This is a genomic window from Sphingomonas sp. NPDC019816 (assembly GCF_050274375.1).
Classification (GTDB): domain Bacteria; phylum Pseudomonadota; class Alphaproteobacteria; order Sphingomonadales; family Sphingomonadaceae; genus Sphingomonas.
In genome coordinates this window covers 1-20,312 of sequence record NZ_JBNNOB010000059.1, presented here as the reverse complement: position 1 = coordinate 20,312, position 20,312 = coordinate 1, and the positions used below count along the sequence as shown (strand labels likewise).

Annotated in this window: 18 protein-coding genes; 9 read left to right on the top strand and 9 right to left on the bottom strand. The window is 67.4% G+C overall.

Going from position 1 to position 20,312, the window contains the following annotated elements:
- Positions 1–1,390, bottom strand: a 1,390-nt coding sequence (locus ACQKJZ_RS10335) for an AAA family ATPase (protein ID WP_427731073.1), incomplete at its 3' end; no start/stop codon positions are given.
- A gap of 264 nt (positions 1,391–1,654) precedes the next feature.
- On the opposite strand from ACQKJZ_RS10335, the gene ACQKJZ_RS10330 reads away from it, so the two are divergent.
- On the top strand, positions 1,655–2,545 hold the full coding sequence (locus ACQKJZ_RS10330) for a LysR substrate-binding domain-containing protein (RefSeq protein ID WP_427731072.1): 891 nt from the start codon (positions 1,655–1,657) through the stop codon (positions 2,543–2,545).
- Between the two features lie 317 nt (positions 2,546–2,862).
- On the opposite strand, the gene rpmG is transcribed toward ACQKJZ_RS10330, so the two are convergent.
- Positions 2,863–3,030 carry a 50S ribosomal protein L33 gene (rpmG, locus tag ACQKJZ_RS10325; RefSeq protein ID WP_007407030.1) on the bottom strand — a complete coding sequence of 56 codons (168 nt, stop codon included), beginning with the start codon at positions 3,028–3,030 and terminating at the stop codon, positions 2,863–2,865.
- 212 nt (positions 3,031–3,242) lie between these two features.
- Here rpmG and ACQKJZ_RS10320 point away from each other — a divergent pair, with 212 nt between their 5' ends.
- The 5 genes from ACQKJZ_RS10320 (at position 3,243) to ACQKJZ_RS10300 (ending at position 6,755) form a co-directional block, all read left to right on the top strand.
- A complete protein-coding gene (locus ACQKJZ_RS10320) occupies positions 3,243–3,575 on the top strand; it encodes a hypothetical protein (RefSeq protein ID WP_427731071.1) in 333 nt (110 codons plus the stop codon).
- 12 nt (positions 3,576–3,587) lie between these two features.
- Positions 3,588–4,145, top strand: coding sequence for a hypothetical protein (locus ACQKJZ_RS10315; protein WP_427731070.1), 558 nt, complete (start codon positions 3,588–3,590; stop codon positions 4,143–4,145).
- A gap of 114 nt (positions 4,146–4,259) precedes the next feature.
- Positions 4,260–4,757 carry a Dps family protein gene (locus ACQKJZ_RS10310; protein ID WP_312489605.1) on the top strand — a complete coding sequence of 166 codons (498 nt, stop codon included), beginning with the start codon at positions 4,260–4,262 and terminating at the stop codon, positions 4,755–4,757.
- Between the two features lie 212 nt (positions 4,758–4,969).
- Complete coding sequence (locus tag ACQKJZ_RS10305; RefSeq protein WP_312489606.1) at positions 4,970–5,155, top strand: DUF1328 family protein; 186 nt, start codon at positions 4,970–4,972, stop codon at positions 5,153–5,155.
- A gap of 7 nt (positions 5,156–5,162) precedes the next feature.
- The gene (locus ACQKJZ_RS10300; RefSeq protein ID WP_427731069.1) at positions 5,163–6,755 is read left to right on the top strand and encodes a cisplatin damage response ATP-dependent DNA ligase; all 1,593 of its coding nucleotides are present in this window, start codon (positions 5,163–5,165) and stop codon (positions 6,753–6,755) included.
- Between the two features lie 45 nt (positions 6,756–6,800).
- On the opposite strand, the gene ACQKJZ_RS10295 is transcribed toward ACQKJZ_RS10300, so the two are convergent.
- Positions 6,801–7,328, bottom strand: coding sequence for a DUF2306 domain-containing protein (locus tag ACQKJZ_RS10295; RefSeq protein WP_427731068.1), 528 nt, complete (start codon positions 7,326–7,328; stop codon positions 6,801–6,803).
- Positions 7,329–7,480: 152 nt separating this feature from the next.
- Between ACQKJZ_RS10295 and ACQKJZ_RS10290 the strand changes: the two genes are divergently transcribed.
- Positions 7,481–8,242: a LytTR family DNA-binding domain-containing protein gene (locus ACQKJZ_RS10290; RefSeq protein ID WP_427731075.1), complete on the top strand. Its 762-nt coding sequence runs from the start codon at positions 7,481–7,483 to the stop codon at positions 8,240–8,242.
- 144 nt (positions 8,243–8,386) lie between these two features.
- Here ACQKJZ_RS10290 and murA read toward each other — a convergent pair whose 3' ends face one another.
- Complete coding sequence (murA, locus tag ACQKJZ_RS10285; protein WP_312489609.1) at positions 8,387–9,667, bottom strand: UDP-N-acetylglucosamine 1-carboxyvinyltransferase; 1,281 nt, start codon at positions 9,665–9,667, stop codon at positions 8,387–8,389.
- A 201-nt stretch (positions 9,668–9,868) separates the two neighbouring features.
- Here murA and ACQKJZ_RS10280 point away from each other — a divergent pair, with 201 nt between their 5' ends.
- The gene (locus ACQKJZ_RS10280) at positions 9,869–10,606 is read left to right on the top strand and encodes a Crp/Fnr family transcriptional regulator (protein WP_427731067.1); all 738 of its coding nucleotides are present in this window, start codon (positions 9,869–9,871) and stop codon (positions 10,604–10,606) included.
- Here the strand turns inward: ACQKJZ_RS10280 and ACQKJZ_RS10275 are convergent.
- Together ACQKJZ_RS10275 and katG are read right to left on the bottom strand one after the other, a co-directional pair.
- On the bottom strand, positions 10,578–10,967 hold the full coding sequence (locus ACQKJZ_RS10275) for a thiol-disulfide oxidoreductase DCC family protein (protein WP_312489611.1): 390 nt from the start codon (positions 10,965–10,967) through the stop codon (positions 10,578–10,580). The two genes, ACQKJZ_RS10280 and ACQKJZ_RS10275, sit on opposite strands and share 29 nt — an antisense overlap.
- 50 nt (positions 10,968–11,017) lie before the next feature.
- On the bottom strand, positions 11,018–13,279 hold the full coding sequence (gene katG / locus ACQKJZ_RS10270) for a catalase/peroxidase HPI (protein ID WP_427731066.1): 2,262 nt from the start codon (positions 13,277–13,279) through the stop codon (positions 11,018–11,020).
- 297 nt (positions 13,280–13,576) lie between these two features.
- On the opposite strand from katG, the gene ACQKJZ_RS10265 reads away from it, so the two are divergent.
- Positions 13,577–14,524, top strand: coding sequence for an NAD(P)/FAD-dependent oxidoreductase (locus ACQKJZ_RS10265; protein ID WP_427731074.1), 948 nt, complete (start codon positions 13,577–13,579; stop codon positions 14,522–14,524).
- A 97-nt stretch (positions 14,525–14,621) separates the two neighbouring features.
- Here ACQKJZ_RS10265 and clpS read toward each other — a convergent pair whose 3' ends face one another.
- From clpS to ACQKJZ_RS10250, 3 genes are all read right to left on the bottom strand, one after another.
- Positions 14,622–14,966: an ATP-dependent Clp protease adapter ClpS gene (gene clpS / locus ACQKJZ_RS10260; RefSeq protein WP_042486836.1), complete on the bottom strand. Its 345-nt coding sequence runs from the start codon at positions 14,964–14,966 to the stop codon at positions 14,622–14,624.
- Between the two features lie 234 nt (positions 14,967–15,200).
- A complete protein-coding gene (locus ACQKJZ_RS10255; RefSeq protein ID WP_427731065.1) occupies positions 15,201–18,500 on the bottom strand; it encodes an error-prone DNA polymerase in 3,300 nt (1,099 codons plus the stop codon).
- 146 nt (positions 18,501–18,646) lie between these two features.
- Positions 18,647–20,200, bottom strand: coding sequence for a Y-family DNA polymerase (locus ACQKJZ_RS10250; protein ID WP_427731064.1), 1,554 nt, complete (start codon positions 20,198–20,200; stop codon positions 18,647–18,649).
- Between the last annotated feature and the right edge of the window lie 112 nt (positions 20,201–20,312).

Below are 20,312 nucleotides of genomic sequence, written 5' to 3'. Positions count from 1 at the left end.
TTTTTTTTTTTTTTTTTTTTTTTTTTTTTTTTTTTCTTTTTTTTTTTTCTTTTTTTGACAGCGTGTCGAGTACCTCGGCCGGGATCGTGCGCTCCTCCAGGTTCAGGCGCGGCATGATCCGCCGCACCGCCTCGATCGCCGCCTCGCGGGTCAGCGCGGCCAGATCGGCGCCGACGAACCCGAAGGTCGTGCGCGCCAGCTCGGCAAGATCGACCTTGTCGCCCAGCGGCATGCCGCGCGTATGGATGCCCAGGATCTCACGCCGCCCGCGCTCGTCGGGGACGCCGACCACGATCTCGCGGTCGAACCGGCCCGGCCGCCGCAGCGCCTCGTCGATCGCCTCGGGCCGGTTGGTCGCGGCAATGATGACCAGATTCGCCCGCGCCTCCAGCCCGTCCATCAGCGTCAGCAACTGCGCGACGAGCCGCTTCTCCGCCTCGCCCTGCACCCGGTCACGCTTGGGGGCGATCGAGTCGATCTCGTCGATGAAGACGATCGAGGGCGCGGACTTGGTCGCCTCCTCGAAAATCTCGCGGAGCCGCTGCTCGGACTCGCCGTAAGCCGAGCCCATGATCTCGGGGCCGTTGATCAGGAAGAACTGCGCATCCGATTCATTGGCGACCGCACGCGCCAGCCGGGTCTTGCCGGTGCCGGGCGGCCCATGGAGCAGCACGCCCTTGGGCGGCTCGACGCCCAGCCGCTCGAACAATTCGGGATAGCGCAGCGGCAGTTCGACCATCTCGCGCAACTGGTCGATGGTCGAGGCCATGCCGCCAATGTCATCGTATGTGACGTCGGCGCGCCGGGCCTCGCGCGGTTCCTCATATTCGGGCCGCAGCTCGACCTCGGTATTCTCGTCGATATGCACCACGCCCTTGGGGCTGGCCGCGACCACCGCGAGGCGGATTTCCTGTAGCGCATAGGCCGGCGCGTTCATGAACTGCGCCACGCCCGGCGGCATGTTGGTCACACGCTGCTGCCCGGCGGTCGCGACCACATCGCCCTGGCAGAGCGGGCGGTTGAAGAAGGTGCGCTTCAACGCCTGCGCCGATCCCTGAAGCCGCAGATTCTGCTGCGCGGGCGCGAAGACGACGCGAGTCGCGGGCTTCGATTCGACACGGCGCACCTCGACGAAATCGCCCGAGCCGACGCCGGCATTGGCGCGCTGCAACCCGTCGATGCGGAGCAGGTCGAGGCCCTCGTCCTCGGGATAGGGCGCGACCGCGCGTGCGGGCGTCGCCTGCTTGCCGACGATCTCGACGACATCGCCCTCGGTAATGCCCAGCGCCGCCATCAGCGTGCGCGGCAGATGGGCCAGGCCGCGCCCGGAATCCTCGGGGCGGCTGTTCGCCACCTGTATCTTGCGAGTCGGCGCGTCGCTGTCGGCCATGATCGTCCCTTGGCAAAGTGTCTGAAACACGAAAGCGCGGGACGTGGGGGCGGGTTCCGGCCAGCGAAAGGCCGGCCCGCCGAGCGGAGGCAAAAAAAAGGGCCGATCGAAACGACCAGCCCGTAAAAGTTTTTAGGAGAGGATGCCTGAAAGGCCCGTTCCTTTTGCGGCGCAGCACGCTATGTTGCAAGTGCGAAAAGCTTGGCTATGATTGCAGTTTATGCAATCCTCTGGTCGAGAGGGTGTTCAAACAACAGGTGCGAGATGCGCAGGCTCCCCCCGCTGGGTGCGATCGAAGCCTTCGTCCAGGTGGTGCGCCTGGGCTCCATCAAGGCGGCCGCCGAGGAACTGGCGCTGTCCGCGCCCGCGCTTAGCCGGCGTGTGCAGACGCTGGAGCGCTTCGTTGGCAAGCCGCTGTTCGCCCGGCGGCATCAGGCGATGGTGCCCAATGACGATGGCCAGCTGTTGATGGAGCAGATCGCGCCGCTGCTCGACCAATTGTCCGACGCGGTGGAGGCAATGACCAGCGGACAGGAGGTGCTGCGGCTGCGGCTTGGCGTATTGCCGCTCTATGCGGCGCAGCGGCTGTTCCCGCATATGGGGCTGCTACGCGCCGCGCATCCCGAACTGCATCTCGACATCGATACCGCCGGGCATGGCATCACCCGGCTGGGCGACGGGCTGGACGCAGTGATCGCGCTGGGCCGCGACATCGACCCGTCGCTCTATGCCAAGCGGCTGGATTTCAACAAAGTCTATGTCATCGGCTCGAAGCGGCTGATCGAGGGCCCCCATCCCCTGCTCCGCCCCGAACAGATGAACGGCATGACCGCGCTGCTCCACCGCGAAATGCCCGACGCCTTCACCGCCTGGTGCCAGGCGGCGGGGCTGGGCAACATCAAGCCCAAGGCGATCGACTTCTTCGATTCGGGCGGGCTGATGCTGGAGGCGGCGGCGCAGGGGCTGGGCGTCGCCTTCATGCACGCCAGCCATTTCGAACATGCCCAGGACCCGCGCCTCGTCCGCCTGTTCGATATCGAGGTCGACAGCCCGTACAGCCACTGGTTCGTCTGCCGCCCGCGCGCGCTGCAGCAGAAGTCGGTGAAGCTGTTCCACGACTGGTTGATCGCCACGCTGTACCCGGCGGCGGCGTAGAAACCCCAACACCCGCCTAGGCACGCCTTATTATAACCGCCGCCAGCCACGAGCACGCCCCTCCCGCAGGCGAGTTTCAGGTCAGTCATGCCCCCGGCATGACTTAAACGATGCGGGGCATCGTTTACCTGAAACTGGGATGGGGGAGGGAAAGCCGCAAGCGGTGGTCTCGGTGAGACTCGAAACCCTCCCCCCGGCCCCCTCCCGCCTGCGGGAGGGGGAGTAAGGCCAACGACAAAAAGCCGCGCGTCCATCAGGACGGCGGCTTCACGCCTTCAAGCCATTACGGGGCGACCCTGGGGGCCGCCGCCCGCAAATTACTTGATCTTGGCTTCTTTGAACTCGACATGCTTGCGCACGACCGGGTCGTACTTGTTGAAGCTCAGCTTCTCGGTCTTGGTGCGCGGGTTCTTCTTCGTGACGTAAAAGAATCCGGTATCAGCCGAGCTGACGAGCTTGATCTTGACGGTGGTCGGCTTGGCCATGACCTGGTTCCTGTATGCGTGAAAAAGCGAAAGCGGCAGCCGGAGCCGCCGCTATATAAGCGCCGCCCATGGCCCATGGACCCGCATGAGTCAAGCTTTTCGCCCCATTTAAGCCGCTCTTTACGCCGAACGCGGTAGCGTGACACCCCCGCACGGGCGGGCGATCGGCCTGGGGGCCGCATGGACTGGTGGGGGGACGAAGGCCGATGGATATGATGGGATCGGACGGGACGGGCGAATCGGTGGGCGATGTCCGTGCGCAACTCTGGGCGCGAATCGCGGCGCTGGATGTCAGCGTCCCCTACACCCCCGCGGCCGATCTGATCGACAGGGTGGAGGCGATTCGCCGGATCGCCCATGCCCATGGCCTGACGCCAGCCGTCACCGTCACCCATTTCATCGCACGTACACTGGTCAGCGGCACGGACTCGTCGCCGGTCCATGGCTGGCTGGCGATGCTGACCGATGCGGTGGCGAGCGAGCGGCAGGATTACGAAGCCGCCGACCGATTCGCCATGGCCTGTTCGGCGCGACTGGCGGGCTGAATGGATGCGCTGATGATCGCGCTGGTCGTCGCGCTGGTCGCACAAGGCGCCGGACGCCTGGCCGCGCTGGCGGCGCAGGTCAGCGATCGCACCGGCCGGCCGGCAGCGGCGATACTAGGCATCGTCGTGGCGCAGCTGGTCGTCGCGAGCCTCGCGGTGCAACTGGGCGTGACGCTCGCCCCCGGCCTGACGCCGGAGACGCGGACCTTGCTGCTCGGGCTGGCGATCGGGCTGGCGGGCGTCGGCCTGCTGGGTCCATTGTCGGCCCGCGCATCGCCCGTCGATCCGTCGCGTCTGGGCGCGTTCGGGACGGCCATGCTGGGCGGGGGTGCGATCATGCTGGCCGATTCCCCTGCCTTCGTCATCGCCATGGCGGCCGCCCGGTCGTCGCTGCCCTGGGCGGCGCTGCCCGGCGCGCTGATCGGAACCCTGGGCGCGGTCCTGCCCGCACTCCTGCTGGGTGAGAGGGAATGGCGGCGGCTGCCGCTACAGCCGATTCGTCTCGGCATGGGGGGCGTCATGCTGCTGACCGGGCTGGTCATCGCCTTGTCCGCAAAGGGCCTGATCTAGGCTATCGATCACACTGCAAGGGCTTTTGCGCTTGGATATGCGGGAGCAATTGCGCCATCGGATCGTTCACGCAACGATTCCGACAGCAACACGATCAACAGCGGGAGCCTGTCCATGTCCGATATCAACCCGGCGCTCGATACGCCGACCGACCTGAACCGCAATGCGACGTCGAGCGTCGCCGATGCGCTGAACGGCGCGCTGGCCGACTGCTATGCGCTCTACCTCAAGACCAAGAATTTCCACTGGCACGTCTCGGGCCCGCATTTCCGCGACTATCACCTGATGCTCGACGATCAGGCCACGCAGATCCTGGGCGTGACCGACGCCATCGCAGAGCGGGTGCGCAAGACGGGCAACGTCACGCTGCGCTCGATCGGCGACATCGCGCGTCGCCAGACCATCGTCGACAATGACCGCGAGTTCGTGTCGGCCGCCGACATGCTGGTCGAGCTGCGCGACGACAATCTGAAGCTGGTCGAGCGCTTCCGCGTGGTGAAGGACGCCGCCGAGGAGGCCAAGGACAATGCCACGAGCGGCATCGTCGACGAATGGACCGACCAGGCCGAGGAACGCGCCTGGTTCCTGTTCGAGGCCGGCCGCAAGGGGTGAGTCCCCAGGCTTCCAGGCATGAAAGGCCCCGGTGAAAGCCGGGGCCTTTTTGCGTCGGCCATTCATTCTCCGGCAAATCGCGACGATGACGATCCTCCCCCGTGAGCATCCAAGACCAGCATGGAACGCCTGCGCCGCCGCGCCAGCATCCGTAAGCGGAACACCGACCCTCCCCGCCGGTTACCCCCCTATCAGGTCAGGAGGATTACCCCATGCTCAAGCTCGCCATCATGTTTCTCGTCGCCGGATTGATCCTTGGAGCCCTGGGCTTCGGTGGCATCGGCGGTGCGTTCGTCGGGATCGCCAAGATCCTGTTCTTCATCGCCATCGCCTTGTTCGTGATCTTCCTGGTGCTCGGCCTCGTGGCGGGCAAATCGGTGAAGAACGCGATCGACTGACGCGTCGATGCGCGACTTCGCAGGCTTGCTCGACGCGCTGATCTATACGCGCTCGCGCAATGCCAAGCTGAAGCTGGTCGCGGATTACCTCGCCGCCACGCCCGATCCCGACCGGGGTTGGGCGATGGCGGCGTTGACGGGCGATCTCGACCTGCCGGGCGTCAAGCCCGCGCTGATCCGCGCGCTGATCGAGCAGCGGGTCGACCCCGTGCTGTTCCGCATGAGCCGCGACTATGTCGGCGACACCGCCGAGACGGTCGCTTTGCTTTGGCCGGCACCCGACCACCCGCTCGACCCCATGCCATTGTCGGTCAGCGCGGTCGTGGAGCGGTTGCGGCATCTGTCGCGCTCGGATGCACCCGCCGTGCTGGCCGACATGCTCGACCGGATGACGGCGGAGGAGCGGTTCGCGCTGCTCAAGATGGCGACCGGGGGCCTGCGCATCGGCCTGTCCGCCCGGCTTGCCAAGACCGCATTCGCGCAACATTTCGGACTGGATGTCGAGGCGGTCGAGGAGGTCTGGCACGGCCTGTCGCCGCCTTATGCGGAACTCTTTGCCTGGGGCGAAGGCACCGGCGCGCAGCCGACGCCCGCCGATGTGCCGGTCTTCCGCCCGTTCATGCTCGCACATCCGCTGGAGGATTTGCGGGTCGACCTCAACGACTATGCCGCCGAATGGAAATGGGACGGCATCCGCGTGCAGATCGTCCATGTCGCGGGCCAGACGCGCCTGTATAGCCGCACCGGCGACGATGTGACCCACGCCTTTCCCGATGTCGCCAGCGCCTTCGATGCGGTGGGCGCGGTCGATGGCGAGTTGCTGGTCAAGGGCGAACATCAGGGCGGCACGCTGGAGGATGGCGGCGGTGCCGCCAGCTTCAACGCGCTGCAACAAAGGCTGGGGCGCAAGACGGTGTCGGCCAAGATGCTGGCCGATTATCCCGCCTTCGTCCGGCTCTATGACATATTGGTCGACGGGACCGAGGATGTCCGCCCCCTCCCCTGGACCGAGCGGCGGCAGCGGCTGGAGGCGTTCGCCGCCAAGCTCGATCCCGACCGATTCGACGTCAGCGCGGTGATCGAGGCGGAGGACTTCACCGCGCTGGAGGGGTTGCGCGCCACCGCCCGCGACGCCGCGATCGAGGGCGTGATGCTCAAGCGCCGCGATTCCCCCTATAGCGGCGGGCGGCGTGTCGGCCTGTGGTACAAGTGGAAGCGCGATCCGCTGACCGCCGATTGCGTGATGATGTACGCGCAGCGCGGCAATGGCCGCCGGTCGAGCTATTATAGCGACTATACCTTCGGCTGCTGGACCGAGGAGGGCGAGTTGCTGCCCGTCGGCAAGGCCTATTCAGGGATCACCGACGAGGAACTGCGTGCACTAGACCGTTTCGTGCGCGCGCATACCGTCCAGCGCTTCGGCCCGGTTCGCGAGGTGGAAAAGACGCTGGTGCTGGAGATCGCGTTCGATTCGATCCACGAGTCGAAGCGGCACAAGTCCGGCGTCGCCATGCGCTTCCCCCGCATCGCCCGCATCCGCACCGACAAACCCGCCGAGGAGGCCGACCGGGTGGACACGTTGCGACGGTTGGTGACGTAGAGAATTGCATTCATCCCCTGTAAGGGGAGGAACGGACGGAGCCACTCAACCTAACAGCCATGTCCCCATCACCCGGCCCGGCATGAAGGCGAAGGAGCCCGCGCCGATCAAACCGGTGATATAGAGGCTGACCATCACCTTGCGATGCGTGTCGATCCGCCCGGCCCGCGCCGCCGCGATCGCGCGCCACAGGCCGATCAGCGTGACGGGCACGAAGATGTGGATGAAGCTGAATTGCCCGTGGTTCAGGTCGCGCAGGGCCAGAGACGATAACGCCGCCACCACCATCAGCACGGCCCACAGCTTGCCCAGCATCCGATGCCGTGCATCCCCTTTGCGGGTCAGCAGAACATAGAGCCCCAGCGGCAGGGCGGGCAGGACTGAGCCCAGATGGATCAACACCGCCACGTCATGCACTCGCGCCAGCGTCGGCGAGAGGTTCAGTGCCCCACGGACCATGGCGACCACCGTCATCAGCGACAGCGCCCCTCCTGCAGCCAAGATCGCAAAGCGGGCGGCGGGCGAGATATCGGACGGGCGGCGATGCGAAGCGGCGATCGAAAGGCTGGTCATCGGTCGAAATCCTGATCGGAAACGAGTTGCCCCTGTCCTGCCGCCCCGCCGTGTCTTGGCCAGCAAGCTTACGCGGATCGGCCGTTTCGCTTCGTGGAGCGGTCGATTTGCCATTTCGCGAAGCGCCAATTGGCCATAGGCACCGAAGCGTGATGCCCCGCTCGCGCCGCTTGGTTATCGATATCGCGCTGATGATCGGCGTCGGCCTGCTGCTTGCGGTGCTGGGGCCGTTCGGGACGTTCGGGTCGCATTTCGCCTATCGCCTGATCTATTGGATCACGTTGATGCTGGCGGGCTACGCGCTTTACAAGCCGATGATGGCGGGCTCGTTGGCCTTGGCGGAGCGGCTCCATCTGCCCGACGTGGCGGGCTGGGCCACGGCGGCGATTCTCGCCAGCCTGCCGATGAGCATCATCGTCTGGTGGGTCGAACGACCCGGCGTGCCGCTGCGCTGGCCCGACGCGGATCGGGCGTTGCTTCTCTATGGCAATGTGCTGGTGATCGGGGGACTGGCGAGCCTGTTGCTCTGGCATGGACAAAAGCGACGGCGTGTTACGTCGGCGCCAGCCGCCCCCGAACCCGCCCCGCCGGCCGCTGATCCCCGCCCCGCCCTGCTCGACCGCCTGCCACCCGGCTTCGGCCCCGACATATTCGCGCTGGAGATGGAGGACCATTATCTCCGCGTCCACGGCGCCTACGGCTCGGAGTTGATCCTGCTCAGGATGCGCGACGCGGTGCAGGAGGTCGCGCCGCTGGTTGGCGCGCAGGTGCATCGCAGTTGGTGGGTGGCACGCGATGCCGTTCGCGAGGCGCACCGCGAGGGTCGGGGGCTGCGGCTGATCCTGACCGGTGGGGTCGAAGCACGAGTGTCGCGCGCGATGGTGCCAGTGCTGGAGGCGGAGGGTTGGTGGTAGTGGCCTGAATGTCCTCCCCGGCACGGGGAGGGGGACCACCGCGCAGCGGTGGTGGAGGGGGCTTGCCGCAAAGGGCATCTTTTGAGGAAGCCCCCCTCCGTCAGGCCTGCGGCCTGCCACCTCCCCGTGCCGGGGAGGATCGGCTCAGTCCCCGACGCGCTCGATGTCCGCGCCGACCGCCGACAGTTTTTCCTCCAACCGCTCATAGCCACGGTCGAGATGGTACACGCGGGCGACCGACGTCTCGCCTTCCGCCGCCAGGCCGGCGAGGATCAGGCTCATCGAGGCGCGCAGGTCGGTCGCCATCACCGGCGCGCCAGTCAGCTTGTCGACGCCCTTCACCATTGCGGTGCGGCCATGGACCTGGATGTCCGCGCCCATCCGCGCCAGTTCGGGCACGTGCATGTAGCGGTTCTCGAAGATCGTCTCGGTCAGCGTGCTGGTGCCGCCGGCCTTGCACAGCATCGCCATGAACTGCGCCTGCATGTCGGTGGCGAAGCCCGGATAGGGCGCGGTCGACAGGGTCAGCGGCTGGAGCGCGCCGTGCGCGGTGACGCGGATCGAATCGCGCTTCTCCTCGACGGTGACGCCCGCTTCCGTGAGCGCGGCCAGCGTCGCGCGCATATCCTCGGCACAGGCGCCGACCAGTTCCAGATCGCCGCCGGTAATCGCGGCGGCGCAGGCATAGCTGCCCGCCTCGATCCGGTCGGGCATCACCGAATAGGTCGCACCGTGCAGCCGGTCGACGCCCTCGATGGTCAGCGTCTCGGTCCCGACGCCGTCGATCCGCGCGCCCATCGCGATCAGCAATCGGCACAGGTCGACGATCTCGGGCTCGCGCGCGGCATTGCCCAGGACCGAGGTACCCTTGGCGGTGACGGCGGCCATCAGCGCATTCTCGGTCGCGCCGACCGACACCACCGGGAAGGTGTAGCGCCCGCCCGACAGGCGGCCGCCCGGCGCGCTGGCCTTGACGTAACCGGCGGTCAGCTCGATCTCGGCACCCAGCGCCTCCAGCGCCTTCAGGTGCAGGTCGATCGGACGGTTGCCGATCGCGCAGCCGCCGGGCAGCGACACCCGCGCTTCGCCCATGCGCGCCAGGATGGGACCGAGCACCAGGATCGACGCGCGCATCTTGCGCACGATGTCGTAGGGCGCCTCGGTCGAGAAGAGCTGGCCGGCGCGGATCGTCATGACCCGGCCGAAATCCTCCGGCCGCGTGCCCTCGACCCGCGTCGAGGCGCCGATCTGGTTGAGCAGATGGCCGAAGCCGTCGACGTCCGCCAAGCGCGGCAGGTTGCGCAAGGTGACCGGTTCGTCGGTCAGGATCGCGCAAGGCATCAGGGTGAGCGCGGCGTTCTTCGCGCCCGAGATTTTCAGGCGGCCCGACAGCCGGTTGCCGCCACGAATGAGGATACGGTCCATAGACCGGCCCTCCTAGCGGACGCGCGCGCCACCGCCAAGGGTGGCGCACGCTTTTGGCCCCGCGATCGGCTGGCCCGGCCCCGCCCCGGGATCGCCCGCGAGTGGATAGTTTCGCGGCCGAAAGGTTCGGTTGATCGATATTAATGCAGCCTTGCGCCCTCCGTGGCTAAGGCACGTGTCCGCTGCGAAAATGGAGTGTCAGTGTCAAAAAGCGGACTTGCGGATCGCCTCGACAAGTGGATCGCCCTGACCCCGGCCGAACGACAGACGCTCTGCGCGTTCGAGGAGCGCCCACGGTCGCTTCGACGCGGCGCCGTATTGATGGATGATCATAGCCGAGGCGACGACCTGTTCGTCGTCCAGCAGGGGATGCTGATGTGCTATGTGCTGCTCGACGATGGCAGCCGGCAGATCGTCCGCTTCCTGTTTCCGGGCGACCTGTTCGCCCTGTCGGCGCTGGTCTATGGCCGATCGCTCGACACCATCGTGGCGGTGACAAACTCCGTCGTCTGCGCCTTCGACCGAACACGGATCACGCGACTGGCGGTGGATCATCCGCGCCTGATGAGCCTGCTGCTCGTGCTCAACCAGATCGAGCGCGTCATCACCACCGACCGGCTGGCGGGCCTGGGGCGGACGTCGGCGCGGACGCGGGTGGCGACGCTGCTCCTGTCGCTGCGCGGCCAGATGCGCCAGGCGGGACTCGATGTCGGGGACTCCTTCGTCCCCGGACTGACGCAGGAGGAAATGGGTGACGCCATCGGGCTGACCGCGGTGCACGTGAACCGGATGCTGCGCCAGTTGGAGGAGGAAGGGCTGGTCACCCGCCAGGGCGGTCGCGTCCAGTTGCTCAACGAGGCCCGGCTGGTGCGCGAGGTCCGCTATGTCGACCGGTTCGAGGGGCTGGACCTCAGCTGGCTTCCCGCCGCGCGGGACTGAACGCCCCGTCCCGTCCGCCGGCCCAGCGTTGCAGCGTTGGCCGGATGCGCAGGAACAGGCGATAGCCGCGCTCCAGCATCATCGACATCGGCCGGTACCGCGCCAAGAGGCCCAGTGGGCGCAGCACCGGAATGGCGCGCCACATCGCGGCGAAGGCCGCCGCCCCCGACACGATTCGCCCATCCTCGCACGCATGGAACCGCGCGAGCAGTTCGGCCCGGTCGATGGGGCACACCCCCTCGCCATCCCGATCGACATCGACAAAGGCGATCCGTCCGCGTCGGTCGAGCCGCCGCATCGCCGCGATCTCACGCCGGCACAGCGGACAACCGCCATCATACCAGACCGTCACCTGCGCCATATCACCTCCAAGGGTGTCGGGGCGGCCCCGGACGGACCGCCCCCTTCCCTTCAGAAAAGATCGGCGCTCATCACCTTGTTCCACACCGTCACGAAGTCGCGGACCATGCGTTCCTGGCCATCGTCGGCCGCATAGAATTCGGCGATGTTGCGCAGCTGCGAATTGGCGCCGAAGATCAGGTCGTTGCGCGTCGCGGTGTAGCGCGTCTCGCCGCTGTCGCGGTCGTCGAGCGTGAAGCGCAGGCCGCCCTCGTCCTGCTTGGTCCAGACATAGTCCATGCTGGTCAGCACGCGAAAGAAGTCGTTGCTCAGCACGCCCACCCGGTCGGTGAACACGCCCGCCTCGCTCTCGTCCCAATTCGCGCCCAGTGCGCGCAGGCCGCCGGTCAGGACCGTCCATTCGGGCGCACTGAGCTTCAAGAGCGCCGCCTTGTCGAGGAACAGTTCCTCGGGCGCGACCCGGCCCGCCGTCACTTCGGCGAAGTTGTCGTCGACATAGTTGCGGAAACCGTCGACCACGGGCTTCAGCCATTCGAAGCTGTCGGCGTCGGTCAGTTCGTCGGTGGTGTCGCGACGCCCGGCGGTGAAGGGCACCTCCAGTGCGACGCCCGCATCCGCCGCCGCCTTCTCGACCGCCGCACAGCCGCCCAGCACGATCAGATCGGCCAACGAGACGCGCTTGCCACCTCTCGCGCCGTCGTTGAACGCGCCCATAATCTCACGCAAGCGGGCGATGACGGGCACGGTACGACGATTGACCGCCCAGTCCTTTTGCGGGGCGAGCGCGAGGCGCGCACCGTTCGCGCCGCCGCGCTTGTCGCTGTCGCGGTAGGTGACGGCGGCGGAAAAGGCGGTGAAGGCTAGGTCCGGCACCGACAGGCCGCTGTCGAGGATTTGCTGCTTCAGCGTCGCAATGTCGGCGGTGTCGATCAGCTCGTAATCGCGCGCCGGGATCGGGTCCTGCCACAACAGGTCGGGCTCGATCGTCACCTCCGGCCCGACATAGCGTTCGCGCGGCCCCATGTCGCGGTGGGTCAGCTTGTACCATGCCTTGGAGAATTGCTCGGTGAAATAGTCGAAGTCATTGAGGAAGCGCTCGCAGATCGGGCGATAGACGGGATCGACCTTCAACGCGATGTCGCTGGTCATCATCATCAGCGCGTGGGTCTTGCCCTCGATATGCGCATCCGGCGTGCGCGGCGCGTCACCGCTGACCGGCGTCCATTGCAGCGCGCCGGCCGGGCTGCGCGTCTGTTCCCATTCCAGGCCGAGCAGGTTTTCGAGATAGCTGTTGTCCCACTGGGTCGGGTTCTGGGTCCAGCTGCCCTCGATGCCGTTGGTCATGGTGAACTCGGCATTGCCGGTGCCTTCGGGGTTGTGCCAGCCCAGCCCCATCTCCTCGATCGCGGCGATCTCCGGCGGTGCGCCGATGCGGTCGGCCTTCACCATGCCATGGCTCTTGCCGAAGGCATGGCCGCCCGCGATCAGCGCCACCGTCTCCTCGTCATTCATCGCCATGCGGGTGAAGGTGATGCGGATGTCGCGTGCCGAGGCCATCGGATCGCCACTGGCATAGGGGCCTTCGGGGTTCACATAGATGAGCGACTGGTGCGAGGCGGCGAGCGGCTGTTCCAGATCGTAATCGGCGTCGCCATTCTGGCCGCGCCAGCGCTTGTCGCGGTTGACCATCTCGTCGAACGAATCGACCTTGGTCATGTCGAAGACTTCGGGGCCCCAATAGGTCGCGTCGTCCGCTTCCCAGGCATCCTCGCGCCCGCCGCCGAAACCATAGGTCGGCAGCCCCATGATCTCGAGCGAGCAATTGCCGGTCAGGACGATCAGGTCGGCCCAGGAGAGCGCCGCGCCATATTTCTGCTTGATCGGCCAGAGCAGGCGACGCGACTTGTCGACATTGCCATTGTCCCACCAGCTGTTGATCGGCGCGAAACGTTGCATCGCCTCGCCCGCGCCGCCCCGCCCGTCGGCGATGCGATAGCTGCCCGCCGAGTGCCACGACATGCGGATCATCTGCGGGCCATAATTGCCATAGTCGGACGGCCACCATGCGACCGAACTGGTCAGGAAGCGCTTGATCTCGGCCTTCAGCGTATCGAGGTCGATCTTGGCGAAGGCGGCGCGATAGTCGAAATCCTCACCCAGCGGATTGGCGCGCGGACCGTGGCGGTGCAGCTGCTCGACGCGCAGGCGGTTGGGGTACCAGTCGGCCAACGTCGGCGGTGTGGTGAAGGCGCCGCCGATCCGGTCGCCGCCAAAGGGGCACTTGCCTTCGAGCACCGTCTTATAGTCTTCCATGCCTTCGCCTCACATTCGCCGTAACGGGAAAGAAAATCGCGCAAGGGCAAAGACATGCGGGCAAGTTACCGAAAAGGTCCCGGCCAAGCCCATTCTGACGTCACCAGCGTTGCGCGATGAAAATAGCGGCATGTCTTCATCCAAAGGCGGACGAACCCGCCGCTTCTCGCGCCAGATAACGTGCGCCACGATCGGTCGATCCTCGCGGGGCCGACGAAAATCATCATGGATCAAGATTGGTACTTGGCGGATCATTCGCCATCGCCGCGCGTAGCCATTGCGCGCCCTTTGCAAGTGATGGGGCGGGAGGGATGGATGGCACGTTCGGCGGCAATCATTGGAGCGGGAATGGCGGGCCTGGCGTGCGCGGCGCAACTGGCGGCGGCGGGATGCACGGTCCGTTTGTTCGACAAGGGACGCCGTGCGGGCGGACGCCTGTCGAGCAAGCCGGTGTCGGCGGGCGGCCATGACTTTTTCTTCGATTACGGTGCGCAATATCTGACCGCGCGCGACCCCGACTTCGTGGCGCAGATCGCCGATTGGGAGCGCGCTGGCATCGTCGGCCGCTGGCCGGCCGCCGGAGGGGATGCCTGGGTCGGCGTGCCCGGCATGGCCGCCATCGTCGCACATATGGCGGCCGCGCATGACGTGCGATGGTCGTCGCATATCCGGGGTGCCCGGCGGGACCGGGACGGGTGGTGGCTGCGACATGACGAAGGGGTGGAGGGGCCGTTCGACATGATCGTCCTCGCCCTGCCCGCCGAACAGACCGTCGAGGTCGCCGCGCCGATCGATCCGGGGCTGGCCGAATTGGCGGGGGCGCATCCCTCCGCCCCGTGCTGGACCGTCATGCTGGGATTCGATGCGCCGCTGGCGGTGGCGGATGTGCCGGAGGTCGGCGGCCCGATCGACTTCGCCGCGCGCAATCCGTCCAAGCCGGGCCATGGCGGCGGCGAGGCCTGGACGATCCACGCGACCGCCGAATGGTCGCGCCGGCATCTCGACGACGCACGCGAATCGGTCGCGGCGGCGTTGTACCAGGCGTTCAGGGATCGGGCGAGGCCGCTGCCCGACCCCGTCCATACCGCCGCGCATCGCTGGCGCTATGCCCGGTCAGGTAAGGCGGGGATCGGCGCCTATGCGCGGCCCGACATCGGTCTGGCGGCGTGCGGCGATTGGCTGATCGCGCCGAGGGTGGAAAGCGCATGGCTGTCGGGGCGGCAGGCGGCCCAAGCGCTGCTCTGACGCATATCCTCTCGGGCAAGAAAGGGCCATGCGGCGCATGGTGGAGGGGACAGCCGGCCGGGTACGCCCTTTGCCGAAGCGCCCCTCGGTCAGGCCCTTACGCCTTTTCCAGCGTGCATTGCAGCGGATGCTGGTTGGCGCGGGCGAAGTCGATCACCTGCGCCACCTTGGTCTCGGCGACCTCATAGGAAAAGACGCCGCAGACCCCGACGCCGCGCTGGTGGACGTGAAGCATCACGCGGGTCGCGTCGTCCATGCTCATGCGGAAGAAGCGCTGCAGGCACAGCACGACGAATTCCATCGGCGTGTAATCATCGTTGAGCATCAGGACACGGTACGGCGTCGGCTGCTTGGTCCGCGTGCGGGTGCGCGTGGCGACGCCCAGGCCGTTGCCCTCATCGTCGCCATGATCGGGGCCTTGCCCGGGACCATTGCCGGCCATTCCCAGAGGATGGGGAAGGATGTCGCTATTCTGGGCCATGGCGCTAAAATATGGCATGGCGGGGGGTGCGCACAAGCCCTTGGGACTGGGGGCGATGGGATAATTCGGGGCGGGAGATAACTACCCTCACCCTTCCGGCACTTCCCGCCTCCCTCCCTCTCCCAATGGGAGAGGGAAGGGGCCCGCCCACGACAGCGGGTGGGAAGGGTGAGGGTAGGTGAAGTCGTCGCTTTCCTAATGGAAATCACGCGAGCGGGGCAGCAGGCGGACATCGCGGGGATGAACGCCGCGCTGCGCCGGGGTCCCGCGTGGATCGTGCGAGCGGGTGGGCGCGACGGGCACGTCCTCCAGCCGCGAGAGCATCGCGCTGCGATCCTCGACACCCGCCGTCATCAGGTGAACGACGCCCTCCTCGCTGCGCTGGACGACGCCGTGGATCAGCATCAGCCGCGAGGCCATCACCGCGCGCCGGTTCGCCTCGAAATCGCGCGCCCAGAGCAGCGCGTTGACGATGCCCGTCTCGTCCTCGATCGTGACGAAGATCGCGTTGCCCTTACCCGGCCTTTGGCGGACCAGCACCACCCCCGCCACCCTGGCGCGCCGCCCATCGGGCAGACGGTTCAGATCGGCGGCGGACAGGATGCCCTCCGCCGCCAGTTCGGCGCGTAGGAAGGCCATGGGATGGCCTTTGAGCGACAGCCGTGTCGCCCGGTAATCGGCGCTGACCTGTTCGGACAGCGGCATCGTCGGCAGGGCGACGTCCGGCTCGGCGGCCATTTCGGGGGCCTCCATCGCGGCGAACAGCGGCAGCTGCGCCGACTTCATCCGCCGCGCCTCCCACTGCCCCTCGCGCCGTCCACGACCCAGCGAGCGATAGGCGTCGGCCTGCGCCAGCAGGTCGAGCGCGCGGCGGGGAAGCCGGGCGCGGATCGCCGCCGCCTCGATCGTCTCATAGGGGGCATGATACGCGATCGCGTTCCCCCATGTCTCGCGAAACCCGTCGATCTGGCGAAAGCCCAGCCGTAGCGCGAAGGCCCCGTCCGCGCGCTGTTCCAGCCGATTGTCCCAGCCGCTGAAATTCACGTCGACCGGCCGCACTTCCACCCCGCCATTCTCACGCGCGTCGCGAACCAGCTGGGCGGGGGCGTAGAACCCCATCGGCTGGGCGTTCAAAAGCGCGCAGGTGAAGATCGCGGGCTGATGCCGTTTCAGCCAGGCCGAGACATAGATCAGCCGCGCGAAGGACAGCGCGTGGCTTTCGGGAAAGCCGTAGGAGCCGAACCCCTCGATCTGCTTGAAGCAGCGTTCGGCGAACTCGGAATCGTAACCCCGCGCGACCATGCCGCCGACCATCTTCTGCTGGAAATTGTCCATCCCCCCGACCTTGCGGAACGTCGCCATGGCGCGACGGAGCTGGTTGGCCTCGTCGGGGGTGAATTTGGCGGCGGTGATGGCGAGCTTCATCGCCTGTTCCTGAAACAGCGGCACGCCGTATGTCTTGCCGAGCAACTCTTCCAACTCGTTCGCGGGGCCATGGTCGGGATGGGGCGAGGGATAGGTCACGACCTCCTTTTTCGCCCGCCGCCGCAGATAGGGATGGACCATATCGCCCTCGATCGGTCCCGGTCGGACGATCGCGACCTGCACGACCAGATCGTAGAATTCCTTCGGCTTCAGCCGGGGCAGCATGTTGATCTGCGCGCGGCTCTCCACCTGGAATACGCCGATGCTGTCGCCCTTTTGCAGCATTTCATAGACGCGCGCGTCCTCGTCCTGCGCCAGCGTGTCGAGATCGGGGCGCGGCAGGCCATGGGCCTCCATCAGGTCGAACGCCTTGCGGATGCAGGTCAGCATGCCCAGCGCCAATATGTCGACCTTCATGATCTTCAGCTCGTCGATATCGTCCTTGTCCCACTCGATGAAGGTGCGCCCCTCCATCGCGCCGTTATGGATCGGCACCGTCTCGTCGAGCCGCCCTTGCGTCAGCACGAAGCCGCCGACATGCTGCGACAAATGGCGCGGCGCGCCGAGCAGCCGGTCGACCAGGGAGCGCAGCCGCGCGATCTCGGGATTGTCGGGCGAGAAGCCGGTTTCGTGGAAGCGCTTTTCCTCGAACTGTTTGGAAAAGCTGCCCCAGACGGTGCTGGTCAGCCGCTGCGTGACATCCTCGCTGAGGCCCAGCGCGCGGCCGACCTCGCGCACCGTGCTGCGCGGGCGGTAATGGATGACGGTCGCGGCGATGGCCGCGCGGTGGCGGCCGTATCGCTCGTAGATATACTGGATCACCTCCTCGCGCCGCTCATGCTCGAAATCGATGTCGATATCGGGCGGCTCGCGCCGTTCCTCCGAGACGAAGCGCGAGAACAACAGGTCGTACCGGACCGGATCGACCGAGGTGACGCCCAGGACCCAGCACACCGCCGAATTGGCCGCCGACCCGCGCCCCTGACAGAGAATGGGCGGCGTCAGGCTACGCGCAAAGCGGACGACGTCGTGCACGGTCAGGAAATAATGGGCATATCCGCACCGGCGGATCAGCGCGAGTTCCTCGTCCAGCAAGCCGCGCAGCTTGACCGGCACGCCACCCGGATAGCGCTTCGCCGCTTCGCGCCGGACCAGTTCCTCCAGCCAGTCCTGCGCCTTCCACCCCTGCGGAATCGGCTCGTCGGGATATTGGTAGGAGATATGGTCCAGCCGAAATTCGATCCGGTCGAGGATCGCGATGCTCTCCGCCACCGCCGCCGGGCGATCGGCGAACAGCCGCGCCATCTCGGCGGCGGGTTTCAGATGGCGCTCGGCATTGGCCGCCAGCCGGCGTCCACCGGTACGGATGGTCAGCCCTTCGCGAATACAGGTCAGTATATCCTGTACCGGTCGGTCGGCGGGCGTCGCGAACAGCGCATCGGTGGTGGCGAGCAGCGGCACGCCCCGTGCCTCGGCCAGTGCGGCATGGGTCGCTAGCCGCCGCCGATCCGCCCCCGATCGCGGCATGGTCACCCCCAGCCAGACCCGCCCCGACGCCACCGCCATCAGCCGGTCGAGCGTCGCCGCCAGTCCCGGATCGGCGCGCCTGGGGGGCAGCATCGCGTCCGTCATCGGCTCGCAGGGCCGTGCGGTGCATTCGGGCCGCACGATCAGCAGCAGATCCTCAGCATGCCGGGTCAGGTCGCCCAGCCCCAGGATACAGCCCCCTTTCCGCGCCCGCTTGTTGCCCAGCGTCAGCAACCGGGTCAGCCGTCCCCAGCCTTTGCGGTTCACCGGATAGGCGACGATGTCCGGCGTGCCATCGGCGAAGACGAGGCGTGCGCCGACCACGAGGGTCGGCGGTGGCGGAGCGCCGATCTCCTTCGCCGAGGCGCAAGCCTTTCGCCACGCCTTGAGCGCCCGCACCACCCCTGCGACGGTGTTGCGGTCGGCAATGCCGATGCCTTTGAGGCCTAACGCATAGGCTTGCGCGACCATGTCCTCGGCGGGACTTGCCCCGTCGAGGAAGGAATAATGCGTCGCCGCGACCAGTTCGGCGAAGTCGGACACTTAATCCTCCCCGGCACGGGGAGGTGGCAGCGCGTAAGCGCTGACGGAGGGGGAGCGCCACAAAGGGCATCCTTTGCCGCACGCCCCCTCCACCATGCTGCGCATGGTCCCCCTCCCCGTGCCGGGGAGGATTTGAGCGTGCCCCCTCACGCGAACAGCCCGTGCACATACCAGCGCGGCCGCTCGGTCTCGCTGTAAAGCCCATGGCGGAAGATCCAGAAGCGCCGCCCGCGCACATCCTCGACCCGGTAATAGTCGCGGGTCGGCGGCGTCATGTCGGCGCGCCGCCACCATTCGCCCGCGATCCGCTCCGGCCCTTCGGCGCGCGCCACGTCATGCATCTTGCGCCGCCAGCGGAAGCGCGCCGGCGGACCATCGGGCGTCTCGGCGGCGAGCGACTCGATCGGCTGAGGCGGGTCGAACAGATGGATCGGGCGCATCGGCGGCTCGCCCGGTTCGGGGCGGGTCCACTCCGCCTTGGGCGCAACCTCGGTCGCGGGCAATAACAGCTCCGCCTGTTCGGGCATATGGCTGTCACGCGGATGGATTCGCCGCACCCGCTCGCGCCCCAGCCGCGTGCCCAGCCGGTCGATCAGCGCGGCCACCGCCTCTGCCTTCGCCTCGCCCCCCTCCAGCCGCAGCTGCACCGCATCCAGCTTCTCGGCCAGCCCGACATCCAACCGGATCAGGTCGTATCCGAAACCGGGGTCGAGCGGATCGGCCAGCGCCTCGATCCGCTCGCGGAACAGCCGCAACAGCACCGCCGGGTCGCGCGTCGGCTGCCCCGTCTCGACCCGCAGGGCCTGCACCTCGCCATCCGCGCGGAACAGTCGCGCATCCCAGCGGCGACCACCCTCATGCCGCTCCTCCAACGCCCGTGCGGCCTCCCCCGCCAGTTCCTCCAGCACGCCCAGCATATGCTCGGTCCGCGCCACCGGCTCGGCGAAGCGCCGCTCCACCCCGATCGGAGCGGCGACCACGCGCGGGGTCAGCGGGCTGTCCTCCTCGCCGGTCAACCGCCTGAGCGCGGTCGCCGCCTCGCGCCCGAACCGCGCCGCGATCGTCGCCATCGGCCGCGCCAGCACATCGCCGATGGTCTTCAGCCCTGCCGCGTTCAGCGCCGCGCCCGCATCCTTATCCAGCTCCAGCGCGACGACGGGCAGGCGGCGGATCGCCCCCATCTCGTCCGGGGCGGGGGTGCCGGCATAGCGGGCCAGCGCGCGCGCCGCCTCGGGCGTGTCACCGTAAGCCAGTCGCACGGTGATCCCCCGCCTGGCCATCCGCGTCTCGATATCCTCGGCTAACCCACGCTCGCCGCCGAACAGATGGTCCGCCCCCGCGCTGTCGAGCACCAGCCCCTGCGGCGGATCGAGCGCCACCGCCGGACTGTAGCGCCGCGCCCCCTCGGCCAGGCGTTCCAGCCAGTCGGCATCGGCGATGGGATCATGCGCAAATATCTCCAGCGCCGGCACCCGTGCCCGCGCATCGGCCAGCGTCAGCCCGACCGACAGCCCCGCACTCCGCGCCGCCGGATCGAGCGCGGCCAGGCGGACCGCGCCGCCCACCGATTCGGCAAAGGCGATCGGTGCCTCATCGCGTCCCACGAACAGGTGCGGGCGGCCGATCCGCAGCCGCTCGATCGGCAACCAGGGGAAGACGAGCGCCAGATAGCGGCGCGGGATCGAAGCTTTGCGTGTCACGGTTCCACTCCACACGCCACCGGGTGCCCGCGGGCGCTCCCCGTCGGCGCAGCAATTCCAGATCATAGGCCGGCGCCCCCGGCGCCTCCGCCGCCAGCGCGCGCGACGGGGC

Excerpts from the sequence above, each read along its gene's own strand:
- ACQKJZ_RS10300 (WP_427731069.1), top strand. The coding sequence starts at position 5,163 with ATGCGCGACTTCGCAGGCTTGCTCGACGCGCTGATCTATACGCGCTCG.
- ACQKJZ_RS10265 (WP_427731074.1), top strand. The coding sequence starts at position 13,577 with ATGGGGCGGGAGGGATGGATGGCACGTTCGGCGGCAATCATTGGAGCG.
- katG (WP_427731066.1), bottom strand. The coding sequence starts at position 13,279 with ATGGAAGACTATAAGACGGTGCTCGAAGGCAAGTGCCCCTTTGGCGGC.
- ACQKJZ_RS10310 (WP_312489605.1), top strand. The coding sequence starts at position 4,260 with ATGTCCGATATCAACCCGGCGCTCGATACGCCGACCGACCTGAACCGC.
- rpmG (WP_007407030.1), bottom strand. The coding sequence starts at position 3,030 with ATGGCCAAGCCGACCACCGTCAAGATCAAGCTCGTCAGCTCGGCTGAT.
- ACQKJZ_RS10290 (WP_427731075.1), top strand. The coding sequence starts at position 7,481 with ATGCCCCGCTCGCGCCGCTTGGTTATCGATATCGCGCTGATGATCGGC.
- ACQKJZ_RS10305 (WP_312489606.1), top strand. The coding sequence starts at position 4,970 with ATGCTCAAGCTCGCCATCATGTTTCTCGTCGCCGGATTGATCCTTGGA.
- ACQKJZ_RS10295 (WP_427731068.1), bottom strand. The coding sequence starts at position 7,328 with ATGACCAGCCTTTCGATCGCCGCTTCGCATCGCCGCCCGTCCGATATC.
- ACQKJZ_RS10330 (WP_427731072.1), top strand. The coding sequence starts at position 1,655 with ATGCGCAGGCTCCCCCCGCTGGGTGCGATCGAAGCCTTCGTCCAGGTG.
- ACQKJZ_RS10315 (WP_427731070.1), top strand. The coding sequence starts at position 3,588 with ATGATCGCGCTGGTCGTCGCGCTGGTCGCACAAGGCGCCGGACGCCTG.
- ACQKJZ_RS10320 (WP_427731071.1), top strand. The coding sequence starts at position 3,243 with ATGATGGGATCGGACGGGACGGGCGAATCGGTGGGCGATGTCCGTGCG.
- clpS (WP_042486836.1), bottom strand. The coding sequence starts at position 14,966 with ATGGCCGGCAATGGTCCCGGGCAAGGCCCCGATCATGGCGACGATGAG.
- murA (WP_312489609.1), bottom strand. The coding sequence starts at position 9,667 with ATGGACCGTATCCTCATTCGTGGCGGCAACCGGCTGTCGGGCCGCCTG.
- ACQKJZ_RS10275 (WP_312489611.1), bottom strand. The coding sequence starts at position 10,967 with ATGGCGCAGGTGACGGTCTGGTATGATGGCGGTTGTCCGCTGTGCCGG.